The following is a 15,080-nucleotide window of genomic DNA, read 5'->3' as shown; positions in this document are numbered from 1 at the left end:
TTAATTTTCTGAAAATGAGGCTATTACATGCGGGTCAGAAGGGTAAGAAGCGGGTCGGTTGCGGGTCAGATGTAAAAGCCTGATAATCAGTTAGGGTAAGAAGGGGTAAGAATATTTTCTATACTACGTGTGTTATATATATAATATAAAAAGAAAATACTAAATATAGTATATACTAACCCTTTCTGCTCCTATTCTTCTGCTACCGTTTAGCCCTAAACATCTTACCCTTCTTACCCGCATTGATTATCAATCACTTAGATCTTGCCCGCAACTTACCCGCATCCGACCCTTCTTACCCCTTAGCTGCTGGTATTAAGCAACAGCCTGTTGCAGACATTCGTGAACATAATACCCATGTCGCTTTTGTTTCCCATGACCCAGAGTCGTTTTCTTCCACTTCAGAGCGGATATCGCTTTGCCGAGATTGATCGTATTCAGGTTGCGAATGTGGGTAGCGCCTTGTATGGTGTTTAGTATCTCACTGGTGCTGCGGAATATGCCTGTGGCTTCATCGGCTTCTTCATAGAATTTCAGCAGCAGTTCCTGTTCGGGTGTGCGCTGAATATAGTTTTCAGCTACTGTGTTGATGAGTACAAAGTCGTTGGCATCAAAGGTGACATCCGGATTTTGCAGATAAATAAAATAGGCTTCCTTCCAGAGTTCGTACTTGTCTATGGCATTGTACTTTTCCTGATCTATCAGATCCGTTTCAATGATCGGGAAGCGGCGGTTGCCGGTCTGGTCTTTCAGGAAAGTCTGTTCGTTAGTCGTACCCACAAAGTTACACAGGCGAGGCAGCGTGTCCGGTACGCGTTCATAGGCATAGCGGATGGTCACATTCTTCTGGGTGATGTGCGACTTCAGAGCATTTTCGCCGATGTTTTCAATCGAATTAAATTCCTCATCAATGGCAATCCAGCGGGTGATCATCATCAGCTTATTATTATGAGAATCGGCCTTTTTAAAGCAATCTTCACTCACCAGTTCATCACGAAAAGTAAACGACTCCGGCAACAGATTCAGGAAGAAGTGGCTCTTTCCTTTACCCTGTTCGCCGCACAAGGTCAGCATCACCGAGCTAGGCTTTCCAAAAGCAGAAGCCACACAGCCTATCAGCCATTTCGTCAGAATATGATCCGCATAGTCAACACCCTGTTTGCAGTTAAGGCATTCGGCCAGGCGGCGGATATGACCAGCCGTAGGGTGGGCCATGCCTTCAAAGAATTCACGAATAGGGTTAAACTCAGGTACCAGCGAAGATTTCAGCACATCGGCTACCATATCTTTAGGGACATTCGTATGTAGTTTTTTAGAGGCATCCATATAGATGTCCATCAGACTTTTTTCAGTAAGAGGTTCGGCACCCTTGTAACACTTCTTATTAATCACATTACGGCGCACAGTAGCCTGGTATTCTTTCCAGTACTTTTCCAGGCGCACCACCAGTGGCACCTTTTCCTCGCTGGCATCTTTAGAAGCATACACCTGCTCCACGATAGGCCGTGACATTTCCGGATCAATGCCGTCAAAATCCTGTAACGCCTTTACGGTTCCTTCTACCGTATTGTGTCCATTACGGCCCATCGTAGCTGAGGCAACAATGGTTCTGGTTTTATCGGTCGTAATGCTGATATCATGCTGCCGGCAATGCCACAGAAAGCTGGCAATGGTCACCTTGCGGGTAGCGTGGGCATTGTGTTTCAGGCAGGCTGTAAACTGCTCTTCGGCTACTCTGGGATCATACAAGGCAGAATACGAACTAATAGAAATAAACCGCTCACGGCCTGCTTCGCCATAATAATCGGCCAGGGCAAAGCCAATGGCACACCACTGGAGGTAATTGCCTGTGATGTCAATCTGGCGACTATGGATCTGGTCAAACACGTGGTCCAGGTCATGGCGACCAAAGAAGATCTGACGGGTATCTGGTTTGCGTTTTTCTCTTTCGGGATAGATTTTGAACACCTGAGCATCAAGGTTCTGTATCAAGTCCGGATCAAAGCTCACAAAGCGCAGGCGTCCGAGGTTACGGCCACTGGGGTCCACAATCAGATTATAGGTCTGGAAATAATACTGACGCAATCCGTCAAAGGCCTGTTCGTGCCGCTTGCCATCAATAGGCACAACCACACACAACCCCTGACCTCCACAGCTTACAAACACCGCCCGTGTATACGGATCGGCTTCCAGACAGGCTTTCACCTGAGGCAGATTATCAATATGATCCAGGTCAATAGCAATATGGTCTGAATGTACTTTCAGGTTACGATCACTTTTTCCTCCTTCAAATACGCCGGCAATAGTTACGGCAGGCAGAGCGTTTTTACGTTTCTTACGGGCTGCTTCTTCTTTACAGGTACGCAATGCCAATACTTCATCCTGCCAGAGCCCTTGCCGGATGTTTTCCAGAAATATATCCAATGAATAAGCCTGTCCTTTTTTATCATACGCGTTTGTAAACAGAGTGATCGGTGTTGATTTCATGTGTTTGTGATTAGAGTGAAAAATGTATGGTTAGGTGAAAGTTGAATTATGTATAGAATATTCTGTTTAGTTATTCATCATCTGAAGAATTTGCATTCCTGCATTCTTCTATTGCCAGGGCATTTTCCCGTCGTTGGTGTTTTTCCCGTCGTTGGTGTTATCACCAACGACCACTTGCCCACCGTTCAGGTTGGTGATAACACCAACCTGGGGAAGAGAAAACCACTCAAACTACCTTACCTGTCCTTCTGAAAGAATCTCGTGGCAAGACCGGCGGCCTTTCTAATTGGAGAGTAATTCTCTCAGAAACCAAGCAAGGCTCTATTTGTCACGAGATCCTTTCAGGAGGACAAAAAAGAGGAGTGGTTTCCTTTCAGGAGGACAGAGTGAGTGATAAGGTGCTAAATCGGGTCAGAACGGATGTTCGAACCACTACCACCCACCTCAAAACCGTCCATGCTCCAGGCTTTCCTGTTTCGCTTTGTGTTCGGCGAGGCGGTGGTCTACCCAGCGGGGGTGATAGCCTCGCAGGCGGGCAAACTCTTCGAGCATGGGCCGTGGGTTGTCGTGGTTCAGAATGCAGTTAATGATCCAGCTCACTTTATAGGACTGCTTCTGTGTACCAGGGTTACCCATCTGTGCCCGCATGAGCAGTTCGGTGACATTCATCTGATCCCAGGGCTTTTGCATCAGATAACTCCAGTCAATGACAATCTCCTGCGTTACAGCTTCCTGATGCGATACCTTCACCTCACTGGAAGCCTGCTCAAATACATATCCGCAATACGGACACTGCGCTGTAGTGAGTGCAATCAACGATTCGCATGCGGGACAAGTCTTGACAGGAGCCACTTCCAGGTTAGCTTCCTTGCTATTCAAGAAGATGCATTTCCAATCTCTGGGATCATGCCAGAAGCCTAGTTCCCGGATGTTATTGCCCATGTCAATGATGATGAATTCCTTCTTTGTGGCTGTAGTACGAGAGCCCCGTCCGCACATTTGTAAATACAGAGGTAATGAACGGGTAGCACGGTTTAAGACAATACACTCTACCGTAGGCTCGTCGAAGCCTGTAGTCAGAATGCCGCAGTTGACCAGAATCGCATCGGGTGTAAGCGCAAACCACTGCAGGATAGCTTTTCGTTCTTCTTCCGGTGTGTCCGAATTCACAAAACGCACCTGTTCATGTACTTCTGCAAAGGCCTGCGCTGTGCGAAGTGTATGCAGAATATTGACACAAAAGATCAGCGTCTTTTTACCCAGCGCATGTTTATACCAGTTGGCTACACAACCTTTATAAAGGGCGGGTTTATTAAAGTCGGCATAGAGCTCGCTGGTATTATAGTCCCCATCCAGTCCGTTGCCAGCCTGTAGCTGAACAGGTACAGCAAAGTATCTGGGCAGAGCCAGGTAGCCTGCTTCAATTAATGAAAGGATATAGGTACCTACCACAATGTCCTCAAAGTAGGTATTCAACGGAGCCTGCTTACTCGACGACAGCGGAGTAGCCGTAGCACCTACCATAAGTGTATGCTCATGAAACTCCAGAACCTTCCGGAAGTTGCCTTTGTGCGCTTCGTCTATAATAATAAGGTGCAGATCCGGAATGCTCCAGCCTTTTTCCAGTCTGCGGTGATAGGTTTCTACCATCGCCACAATCACCCGCTGATCGGGCATGGATTTACAGCCTGCACGCAATATACCTGCCTGCATACCCGCTCTTTCCAACGTAGCTGCAGCCTGATACAACAGCTCTATGCGATCTGTCAGGATTAGCACACGGGCATGTGGCGCACCCGCTAATGTACGCCGTGTCAGTTCCGCAAAGGTGACCGTCTTCCCGGCTCCTGTAGGCAGGCATAGGATTACCCGCCGAATACCAGACTGGTGCCGTTTCATAAGTTCCGTAATACTATGTTCCTGATAGTCACGCAGCTGCAAGGCAGGCATGATGTTGGGCAAAGCTTCGCCATCCACGCCCGGAGCGTGGTTCAAAAAGTCCGTCTGTGTCATGGATTAGCGGTTTGGCGTAGTTAACGGACTAGACTTCTGTGACAGATGGCGTTGGATTTCGGCCTCCATTTCCTGAAGCGTTTTGTGCTTACCATCTTTGATCCACTGGTAGAGGTCACGCGAACTGAAGTAAAGCTTTTTACGCTGTTTCATAAAGGGAATCAACCCTTCGGAAGCCATAGTATAGATAGTAGATTTAGCCAGCCCGGTGATTTCCATGGCGAGTTCAATACCACCCAGGCGATCATTTTCCAGGGTACGGTCAGGTGCCTGCGTGTAGTCAGCAGTCAGTTCAGACAAAAGGGTTTCGATCCGCGTCAGGCGGCAAATTACTTCTTCGTAAGAAGTGTGCATGAGAGTGTGGGGTTAGTGGTGAAAAAACGACCAGAAACCCGCTGGGAGAACGAACAAAAACAAACAAAAAAATACGAAATAGTAACAGTATAGTTATGTATCGTAGTCCAGGCAGAACAATACAAAAAAATACAAGCACAAAATTTGCTTTTCTAAACTTTTCACTACCTTTGTATACCGCTGCTGCACGATGTGTTTCGATGGTTTTGTTTTCCTGTCAGTTATCTGTTTTCCAATAACTTTTTCCAAGAATTTCCTTACCCTATCGAACCAGTTACAGTAGTAGTCGGTTATTTAATCTGTTTGTAAGTGATAAAAATAAAAACACTTTTCTGTTAGCGCAGAAGAGAGGTTTATTCCGCCAATGGATGGTCAAGTTTCTCAGGCCTAAACATCCTTTGGTATCAGGGGCTCGTTCTCACAACGAGCTCTTTTTTTTGCCTTTATATCAAAATCTTCCGATTAAAGCTTCTAAATTATCCTCTAGTTTTTCATTGTTTTTTGATTGTAAGAAGTCATCCAGCCGGTTTGTTTTCGAATGCTCCTGTTTTAGTGTGTTGTTTGTGACTATTATCTATTAATATGTCGCGAAGGTATTAGTTCTGTCTTTATAATACAAGTAAAATACATAAGATTTTTCCTGTTTTGTGAAAAATAATAATAGGATTACAGACGTTATCTATATTTACTCATACAATAATATAAAACAGGATTTTGCATTTTACTGATTAACAGGCAGTAGCAAGCATAGACAGAGAGATTAACAGGTTCAAAGGCAATTATCCTGGTAGTGTATAATTTTTCTGCATAAAACACCCCAGAAAAGAAAACGGTGAGCAATCTATGTGAAATACTTGATTTAAGGCCTCGCAGAAGCTCTACAACCTAAAATCTTCACGAAGACGATATAGAGGTGGATTTTGTCTCAGAATCGTTCTAATGCGTTCTAAATGCGTAGGAGAGAGGGAATAGACCAACCAATAGGTGATACGGGCATACAGGCCTGCAATAAACAGACATACTGTAGGGGCGACTGGCGGTCGCCTTGGTTCCCACAGACCCTGTACAATTATGTCTGATAAATCCAATCGGTCGGTGGGGAATGTGGGCGGGGGTGAACCCCGCCCCTACATTGGGTCGGATTAATACGGACACGGTTTGTAGGAATCCGGCACGCACGTTTGTGATAGTCCGACAATCCATTTATCCAATTCATGCCCATGACAAATCCGAAACAATTATTTCACATACCTGATCAGACGGGTGGGAACGTTCAGGCAGGGGCAAGCCCTGCCCCTACATTTTCGTGTGGGATAGTTTCATTTAGAACCATCATTACACAAAATCCCGGTTTCTAAACCGCCTGACAATGGCGTATATGCCCTCCAGGTCAGAAATTCCCGCAAATACGCGATTCTGGCGCGGTTCAGGTTGTATGTTATTTTAGAGGTCTGCGCGATTTGGCTCAGAAATGCGATATAAGCCTCGAAAGATCGTTTATAAGCCATTATCTGCCATAAGTCGATTAAGAGTGTCAAAACAGAATTAAATCGCTCCAATCGCTTCTAATGCGTTCTGAAAGCCTGAATAGAAACAAGACCGGAAAAAGTCAATTTTGAGAGAGCACTCAGATGACAGACTGATTATCAATAGCTTACATATTTGATATCTTTTATTACAAAATACTCTGCCTTTTTAACGTATATTTTCACTAGATTACCACTATCAAAATAAAGGCAATTTACTATTTTCGGTTATCGCTTCCAGAGATTTTATGGAATACACGGAACCCGATAGAAGAAGGAGAGGTATGAGTATTTCAATACAAAAACGATCAATAATTCCCGAATAACAATTCTCTAGATTATAGTATGTCTTTACATTTTTACTTTCATCCCGATCTGCATCATCGGCGGTCTATCCGACTGAACGGATACGACTATAGCCAGGCAGGGTTGTATTTTATTACCATCTGCACCCATGAAAGGTAGTGTGTTTTTGGCGAGGTGATTACTGGGGAGATGGTGCTGAACGAGGCAGGCAATATGATCAAAAAATGGTATGAGAAAATAGACGATAAATTCCCGGATGTTGAATTGGGTGAATACATCATTATGCCTAACCATGTTCATTTTATCCTGATTCGCACAGATACTGTAGGGGCGAACCCATGTGTTCGCCCAGTTTCCCCGCCGAAAGATTTGGATAATGAAATAACGTCCAACGATTCGGACAAACCCAATCAGACGGGCCACAACCAGGGCGAACACATGGGTTCGCCCCTACAAAAAATAATTCAATGGTTTAAAACCATGACTACCAATGAATATATTCGGGGTGTGAAAGAAAACAAATGGCCTGCATTTCCAGGCAAATTATGGCAGCGCAATTACCATGAACACATCATCCGCAATCAACCTGCCTATGAAAAAATTACAGACTATATTCTCTCCAATCCTCAGAAATGGGAACAGGATTCGCTCTATCAACAGTCTCACCTTGATAACAGCTACACTTTATGACAGATACACACAAAGAAATAACAGACTTGCTGATTCAAAAGTCTGCAATAGATCCCAAAAATCCTGCCCATATGGTGCATTGCCAAAAGGTATTGGACTATCTGCAAACAAGAAAGAAAGAGGTAATTGACTTTATAGACCAGCTTACAGATACCCAACTTCTGTTTCAACTCTCGCCATTCTTCGAGAACCTGGCAGTTGAGTTTCAAAGTGCACGCTTTATCGACGCCATTGAAAAACTCCCTCGTCGGTTTTCCTATCTTGGCAAGGACGAAATGTATCTTCTGACACTGGATATAGTGGAAGCTCAGAAAAAGACGCTTACAGCAGATGAACTAAGCTTTGTTTATCATATAAAACGACTGGAAGAACTGTGCACACAAGGAGAAGATGAACTTATCACACGGATAGAGCAAACCGAAGATCAGACATTTTTACTAGAGATAGTGGAGCTGTTACTTGAAATTACCGACCAGCTCAAAAGTCATCGGGTAATAGATGCAGTAGAAAAGGTGGTGCATAAACTGGAAAACCCGAAGGATCAGGAAGAAGCCGTTTCGTCAATCCAGGAAGCCAGAGAACTACTGATTTCAGACGAGAATATGCTTAAAAGAAAACAGGAATTTGAGCAAAAAAAACATGAATTTGATGGAATCCTTATAATCGCTAAAGAGGTACTGGATATCAAAGAAGACATTTCAATAAAAGATCTTGCCAAAATTATGAGGGAACTTAGTAACTCTGGGCAGTCGAGAAAAATAGCCGAGATAGCGAGGTTATTCTTTAAACAACATAACCAATAATAAAGGTCGTATAGTCATCTGCTGAACATTATGAGATTGACATTATCTAGGTAAAGAACTATACTAAAACCTTCAGCGTACCTTCTCGTACAAGCACCTACTTACCCAAACAGACACACAAAACTACACAAGTTTACTACATGGAATTACTCGCCTACTTCGTTTCTCAACTACCTCTGATTAACCTCAATGAAACGCTGGCTCCTATGCCGGAGGAAGAAATCGAACGGATACGTATTTCTCAATTCAGGAATGGCAGTGGGGCTTTGATGCCTTTGCCTGAAAGTGTAAAAGCCATTCTTCGGTATGACAGGCATTTTAAAATAGCCAAAAACTATCCGCCACTACTCAACTACCTGCTCACGTCGCTGGATGCAAACTATCGTGTGCCTTCGGTAACCATCACCCAACTCATCCGGCAGGATTCTCTTATCGGTGTAGGTCTGAACAGCATTCCGGAGTCACTCTACATCTGGCATGATACCCCTGATATGCCAGCACTGCTGCCAGTCACGCACTTTGGCGACCAGATCGTAATGCTTTACATTACCAACCTAACAAAGGAAGGCGAATACCCTGTTGCCCGATTTGACAATGAACCCTGTGTATGGATAAGTCAATCTTCCCTTATCGACTATGTGTTGTCTGTAACAGGCAAGGCATCCGATATACAGAAAGCTGATTTTGAGAAGAAGAAAAAGGCACTATCAACCAAATACAAAGCGTTTGTGAAACAGGAAGCCTTTAGTCAAAACCCTGAACTCACCCCTTATTTTAATGCGCTGAATGATTAAAGGTGAAGGATTCCTTTTTCTGTCTTCGAGAAAGGGTGCTATTTCTGAAAGGATCATTTCTTTCTTTTTTATTCTTCTCAAAGAAACACTCTCTCTGTCCTTCTGACAGAATCTTGTGACAAATAAAGCTGCGTTTGGGTTCTGAAAAGATTATCTCCAGTCGGAACGGCCGCCGGTCTTGTCACAAGATTCTTTCAGAAGGACAGGGGAGAGTATGAAAAAAGAAAGAAAGTCTTTGATAGCATTAAGTATCTGCTTCATTTAGAGGATTTATGCCAGGTGTTATTCATAGTAGTAGTATACGAAACCTTCAAAGAACCAGAAACGCAGAAACCGTGTTCCTCTACTCATACCAGACTATTCCAACCAATTACATTACGGAATCATAGCCTTACAGGAGAACATGCCAGACCAAACAGACAAACCCGAATTCTGGGAAACGAACTTTATCGAAAAGAAAGAAATGTGGGGCTTTGAGCCATCAAAGTCCGCCTTAGCAACAAAGGATTTTTTTGTTGAAAAATCTGTAAAAAACATCCTTATTCCTGGCATTGGCTACGGACGAAATGCACAGGTTTTCAGAGAAAACGGAATAACCGTAACAGGGATCGAGATCTCAAAAACGGCTATCGAGATGGCAAGAAAGCATTACGGCACAGACATGACTATCTACCATGGCTCTGTAACAGATATGCCCTTTGACAACAACCACTATGACGGCATATTCTGCTATGCATTAATTCACTTATTAGACAGTAACGAGAGAGAAAAACTCATCCAGGACTGTTATAATCAACTGACGGATAATGGCTATATGGTGTTTACAGCTATCACAAAAGAGGCGCATACGTATGGCAAAGGCAAGTTTATTAGCCAGGATCGGTACGAAATATTCGACGGAGTCAACATGTTCTTTTATGACAGAGAATCCATCCAGGCAGAGTTTGGTCAGGCAGGCTTAGTCGAAATCACAGAAGTAAGCGAGAACTTCCCATTCTTTTTAATTACATGCAGGAAAAACGGTAACTAAGTACCACCTTCAACGTTTAACTATACAGACTAGCTATAAGAAACAAAAGCTATGAATGTACTTTTTCATACAACCACGGCCATCGGTGTAGCCGTTTTATTGACAAACACAAGTCAACTTGAAAAATCACATTCTCTGATTAATAGAATAACAACAGGAATAGTGGCATTTACAGTAGGAGTGATTTCACATGGCGCACTGGACTATATTCCACATTGTTATCCTGTTAATTCCAAAATCGATGTTGCCATTGGCCTGGCTATGATCTTAGTGGTTACCTGGCTGACCCATAAACGATATCAGATAATCGTCGGAGCATCTTTCTTAGGCTGCATATTTCCTGATATAGTAGACTTATCACCTGCCATTATTAATAAACAAGTAGGATTGCACTTACCTGTTCTACCAAAAATCTTTCCCTGGCACTGGCATGCTTATTCAGGTTCAATTTATACTGGAGACTGCAATGTATCCACGATCAATCATCTGCTTTTACTTGTAGTCATATTCTCCATCTGCTGGTACAGACAGGAAGATGTAAAGCGTATGATAAGATAGAAGATAGCCCTAATGCGGGCAGCTGCAGAGAGCTTATTTTCCTATAATCTGCCGTCTGTGCTCTAGTCCCCAGTCATAGAGCTCCTTCATTACCTTTTCAAGAGATTTGCCGTGCTCAGTAATCGAATATTCCACTACCGATAGTTCGGAAACCTCTCTTGTAATCAACTTATTTAGTTCCAGTTCTTTTAACTCCTTTGACAGCATCTTGTCAGAGATTCCCTGTACATCTTTGGCAATCTCCTTAAATCGTTTAGTACCTGCCGACAGGGAGATCAGAATCGGAAGCTTCCATCTTCCATCCATTGTTTCTATGGCATCCTTGATAGCCAGTATACTCTTGGGGCATCCACCATCCTGTGTTAGCATCTCTTTTGGCGTTTTGTAGGGTTAAGTCTTTGTTTCACTAACCTGGCGGTTAGCGCTAACCACCAGGTTAGTAGCCACAACTGGCTACCAAAGTTACATACTTTTGCCTCATAATTAAAAAGCTTATGCTATCTAAAACCAAACGTATTACAGCCACTGTATTAGTGGCTCTTACTGCCCTGATGCTTATAGTGGGTGGAGTGCTCAAACTGATCGGAGCCGAACCCGAATCGGTGGTACAGTTTCTGACTCACGCCGGATTCGGACACCTTATGCCGGTTCTTGGAATTACAGAATTAGGTATAGCAGGTCTTTTGCTGTATCCTAAAACCAGCAAGGTAGGCTTTCTGCTCACAAGCTGTTACCTGAGTGGAGCCTTAGCCCTGGAAATATCGGCAGGTGCACCACCGGCCTCTCTTATGTTTCTGGTGCTGATCTGGATTGCAATGTTTCTTAAGAGTAAAGAAATATTTTTGCCTTCCACTGAAAACCATCAATGATACAATCCCAAAGGCATTATCGTGTCCCAGACCTTCCAGGAAAAGAGGTCTGGAAATAAAGAAAATAACACTATCCCTGTCCTCCTGAAAGGACCTCTCTTCTGTGTCCTTCTGAAAGAATCTTGTGACAAATAGAGCCGCGTTTGGTTTTGGAGAGAAAAAATATTCTCAGAATCCAAAGGTCGCCGGTCTTGCCACGAGTTCCTTTCAGGAGGACAGCAAGGGGAGTGAAAGGGCAGAAAAAGAGACTTTATAGCCTACTCTGCGTTTCTACACCCTGTTCGTCGCTGGACAGGGTATGTTCATTTCCGGACAGTCGGTGGCTCTTTATCCTGCAAAATCCTCACTTAACAGCGAAAAAATGCCCTTTTTAAAATCTGGCTTTATAATTGAATGTTTCTTTATCCAGAAAACTAAGAAGCCTCTGTGTGATTTTTTGTTTTTAGCCATCAAACTACTATTCCCAATTTTATGCTTAAAAACTATCTTCTCATTGCCATTCGCAACCTATGGCGTAATAAGCTCTACTCGGCTATTAATATAGGAGGTTTAGCACTTGGCCTGGCAGTCAGTATGCTGATCATGCTCTATGTAGTACATGAGTATAGCTATGATCACTTTCATACTCATTCCGGAAAGATCGTCCGCACCCTATACAAAGCTAAAATGGGAGAGACTATCATACAAATGAATCTATTCTCTATGCCCTTTGGGCCAGCAGTGAAACAAAACAGTGCCCATGTAGAAGACTTCGTACGCATGCGCATGTCTAACCGGGTTGTTATAAAGACAAGTGACGATCAGAAGTTTTATGAAGAAAAATTCCTTTTTGCAGATCCATCCGTATTGACCGTTTTTTCATTTCCGCTCCTGAAAGGCAATGTGCAGCATGTACTGAACAAACCTTTTTCAGTTGTGATAAGTGAACATACAGCACACAAATATTTTGGAGACAAAGACCCTATAGGACAAACACTCAGCTATGACGAAAAACATCTTTTCGAGGTCACAGGTGTTGTCAAAGATGCTCCCTCTAACTCTACACTAACCTACGACTTTATTGCCTCTCTGCCCAGCTATGATGCTATTCAAAAGCAGGAAGGACCCGACCATTATGCTTCTGAGAACGCTAAAATCGGTCCGGGAGCCTATGAGACGTACTTTTTACTGAAAGATAAATCTGATCTGGATCTGGTGCAGAAAGCCATTCCGTCAATAATAACCAAAGAAGAAGGATTCGGGTTACAGTTCCAGTATGTGCTGGACCCTCTGCTGAATATTCACTTTGGAAACAACTTTGGTGACTCTTCTAACCTCCAGTATGTCTGGATATTTATGGGAGTGGCTGTCCTGATCCTATTCCTGGCACTGTTTAACTATATGAGTCTGTCTACTGCCCGTGCCACCAAACGTGCCAAAGAAGTTGGTGTACGCAAGGTAATGGGAGCTGACCGTAAGCGTATAGCGGGACAGTTTTATATGGAATCTATGCTGATCAGCCTGGTTGCATTTGTGCTGGGACTGGTTTTACTGCAATTCCTGAAGCCTGTTTTTCTTAACACCTTACAGCTCAAGATAGACACAGACTTTCTGTTTAGTCCGTTATTTGTCATAGTACTTGCAGGTCTGCTCATCATAACCATCCTTATTGCAGGCAGCTATCCGTCACTGGTACTGTCTGGCTTTAGCCCTATACAAGCTCTCAAAGGCAAAGTAAGCATGACAGGCACCAACGTTCGCAAGGGCTTTATCGTGTTTCAGTTTGCCGTGTCTATGGTTCTGATAGCAGGCAGCATCTTCATTCAGCAACAAATCGCCTTTATTCGCAATCAGAAAATCGGCATGAATAAAGAACAGGTGCTGATGATACCGCTGGACAAAGAATTTAAAAACAATTATATACGCTTTCGCAACGACATCCGTCAGCAAGCAGGAGTACGCTCTGTGGCCGCCGCCGGCTCTCCGCTCTTCTCAGGTGGATGGAATATGATCTTCACCAAAACGCCAGATAGTCAGCAGAATATATCTCTCAACTTCATGGTGGTTGATGAGCAATTCCTAAAAACACTGGAGATTGACTGGGCCATTCCTCCAAGCATCGAAAGTCAGATTAGCCTGAATGACAAAATTATTATTAACCAAAAGGCTATTGCCAAACTAAATCTGAAAGGCAACCCGATTGGGAAGCGACTCGAATGGGATGGGACCAAGGAAATAGCCGGTGTGGTCAAAAACTTTAACTTCAGCTCACTCAAACATGAAATAAACGACCTGGCACTAAAGGTAGTAAAAGACACCTCACAAAGCCTTGCCAGCCAGGGAGGCCATCTGTTTGTACGCGTAGATCCTAAAGCCAACCTTCCCAAAACCCTGGCACAGATTGAGCATCTGTATACTACATATCAGACCAAAAAGCCTTTTGAGTATCAGTTTCTGGACGACGCTTTTGACAAGATGTATAAATCCGAACATCGTTTGGCAGCTATGATGAAAGCCTTTACAGGTGTAGCCATCTTCATAGCCTGTCTGGGACTGTTTGGATTGATCGCCTTCATAGCCGAAATGCGTACCAAAGAAATAGGCATCCGGAAAGTATTGGGAGCTTCGGTATCCAGCATTGTGTTACTCCTATGCCAGGACTTTATCCGTCTGGTTGTTTTTGCCATTATTCTTGCCACTCCGATAGCCTGGTATGTCACCAATCAATGGCTGCAGGAGTTTGCCTACCGTATTGAGATTTCATGGATAGTATTTGCGCTGGCAGGTATAGGTGCCATTGTCCTGGCAGTCTGTACCATCAGTATACAGGCTATCAGCGCTGCCCGTGTCAATCCCATTAAGTCCTTACGTACAGAGTAACCATAAGATTGTTCGATTGTAAACAGGGAGTGACTGCATATGGTCACTCTTTGTTTTTTAGCCAGTAAACAGTACCAACAAAACCAGTAGCACAAAAAATCCCTCTGTCAACGTCTGAGGCCATTATCCTAATTATCCAGAAGATTATCCTGGATAGAAAGACCTCCTCTCTCTTTTACTTTCGGGATAATGCTATTATCCTGTCCCATATATTTTCAGGGAAGGATGTCTGTAGATAAAGAATCATTCTCTCCCTGTTCTCCCTTTGTATGATTCCTTCTTGAAAAGCGTACATTCCTCCTGAAAGGGTTACTCCTCTCTTTTTATCGTCCAGAAAGAAACTGTCTTTCTTTCTGCCCTTCTGAAAAAACTCCCCTTCGCCGTTATTCTGAAAGGATTTCTTTCCCTCCTCAGTCTTCCTTTCTATTCCTGAAATTTTTTGTTTTCCTGCATGGCGCGTTCCCTTTCTGCCCTTCTGAAAAGAAACACTTTCCTTGCTGTCCTTCTGAATGCCCCTCTCCCTCCGTTTTCCTATTGCTCATCCCCTTTTGCCCTCCTGAAAGAACTTGTCCCTCTGGAAAAAAAACACCCCTTATTGTCCTCCTGAAAGGAACTCGTGGCAAGACCGGCGGCCTTTCCGACTGGTGATAATTGTGTGCCCGTTGTTGGTGTTATCACCATAGCCGTCAGGCTAAGGAAAAAAGCATATCTTTGTCGTATGCAAGATATTGATTTTCAAAATATTGTGACTTCTGATAAAGATTTCACTGAATTGTCTTCTTATTTTAGCA

At 43.6% G+C, this 15,080-nt stretch carries 12 protein-coding genes; 8 read left to right on the top strand and 4 right to left on the bottom strand.

Annotation, left to right across the window (positions count from 1 at the left end; translation table 11 throughout):
* Positions 1 to 315: 315 nt before the first annotated feature.
* The 3 genes from QNI15_RS35235 to QNI15_RS35225 form a co-directional block, all read right to left on the bottom strand.
* On the bottom strand, positions 316 to 2,487 hold the full coding sequence (locus QNI15_RS35235) for a VapE domain-containing protein (RefSeq protein ID WP_314036555.1): 2,172 nt from the start codon (positions 2,485 to 2,487) through the stop codon (positions 316 to 318).
* A gap of 444 nt (positions 2,488 to 2,931) precedes the next feature.
* Positions 2,932 to 4,500: a DEAD/DEAH box helicase gene (locus tag QNI15_RS35230; RefSeq protein WP_314036553.1), complete on the bottom strand. Its 1,569-nt coding sequence runs from the start codon at positions 4,498 to 4,500 to the stop codon at positions 2,932 to 2,934.
* 3 nt (positions 4,501 to 4,503) lie between these two features.
* Positions 4,504 to 4,854 carry a helix-turn-helix domain-containing protein gene (locus tag QNI15_RS35225; protein ID WP_313991948.1) on the bottom strand — a complete coding sequence of 117 codons (351 nt, stop codon included), beginning with the start codon at positions 4,852 to 4,854 and terminating at the stop codon, positions 4,504 to 4,506.
* A gap of 1,220 nt (positions 4,855 to 6,074) precedes the next feature.
* Between QNI15_RS35225 and QNI15_RS35220 the strand changes: the two genes are divergently transcribed.
* The 6 genes from QNI15_RS35220 (at position 6,075) to QNI15_RS35195 (ending at position 10,561) form a co-directional block, all read left to right on the top strand.
* On the top strand, positions 6,075 to 6,212 hold the full coding sequence (locus QNI15_RS35220) for a hypothetical protein (RefSeq protein ID WP_313991951.1): 138 nt from the start codon (positions 6,075 to 6,077) through the stop codon (positions 6,210 to 6,212).
* Between the two features lie 663 nt (positions 6,213 to 6,875).
* Positions 6,876 to 7,376 carry a transposase gene (locus tag QNI15_RS35215; protein WP_314036551.1) on the top strand — a complete coding sequence of 167 codons (501 nt, stop codon included), beginning with the start codon at positions 6,876 to 6,878 and terminating at the stop codon, positions 7,374 to 7,376.
* Positions 7,373 to 8,179 (top strand): hypothetical protein, encoded by an 807-nt coding sequence (locus tag QNI15_RS35210; RefSeq protein WP_314036549.1) that lies wholly within the window; start codon positions 7,373 to 7,375, stop codon positions 8,177 to 8,179. The genes QNI15_RS35215 and QNI15_RS35210 overlap by 4 nt, the downstream gene beginning before the upstream one ends.
* Positions 8,180 to 8,319: 140 nt before the next feature.
* Positions 8,320 to 8,973 (top strand): DUF5066 family protein, encoded by a 654-nt coding sequence (locus tag QNI15_RS35205; protein WP_314036547.1) that lies wholly within the window; start codon positions 8,320 to 8,322, stop codon positions 8,971 to 8,973.
* Between the two features lie 403 nt (positions 8,974 to 9,376).
* Positions 9,377 to 10,003: a class I SAM-dependent methyltransferase gene (locus QNI15_RS35200; RefSeq protein WP_314036545.1), complete on the top strand. Its 627-nt coding sequence runs from the start codon at positions 9,377 to 9,379 to the stop codon at positions 10,001 to 10,003.
* A 51-nt stretch (positions 10,004 to 10,054) separates the two neighbouring features.
* The gene (locus tag QNI15_RS35195) at positions 10,055 to 10,561 is read left to right on the top strand and encodes a hypothetical protein (protein WP_314036543.1); all 507 of its coding nucleotides are present in this window, start codon (positions 10,055 to 10,057) and stop codon (positions 10,559 to 10,561) included.
* Between the two features lie 33 nt (positions 10,562 to 10,594).
* Here the strand turns inward: QNI15_RS35195 and QNI15_RS35190 are convergent, their stop codons facing one another.
* Entirely contained in the window at positions 10,595 to 10,930 is a 336-nt protein-coding gene (locus QNI15_RS35190) for a winged helix-turn-helix transcriptional regulator (RefSeq protein ID WP_314036541.1), read from the bottom strand.
* Between the two features lie 125 nt (positions 10,931 to 11,055).
* Here QNI15_RS35190 and QNI15_RS35185 point away from each other — a divergent pair, with 125 nt between their 5' ends.
* Positions 11,056 to 11,430, top strand: a complete 375-nt coding sequence (locus tag QNI15_RS35185; protein WP_314036539.1) for a DoxX family protein — start codon at positions 11,056 to 11,058, stop codon at positions 11,428 to 11,430.
* Between the two features lie 471 nt (positions 11,431 to 11,901).
* Complete coding sequence (locus tag QNI15_RS35180; RefSeq protein WP_314036538.1) at positions 11,902 to 14,289, top strand: ABC transporter permease; 2,388 nt, start codon at positions 11,902 to 11,904, stop codon at positions 14,287 to 14,289.
* Positions 14,290 to 15,080 lie beyond the last annotated feature (791 nt).

The sequence above is a fragment of the Xanthocytophaga flava genome, assembly GCF_030068545.1.
In the GTDB taxonomy this organism is placed as follows: Bacteria; Bacteroidota; Bacteroidia; order Cytophagales; family 172606-1; genus Xanthocytophaga; species Xanthocytophaga flava.
This window is presented reverse-complemented; position numbering and strand designations above follow the sequence as displayed.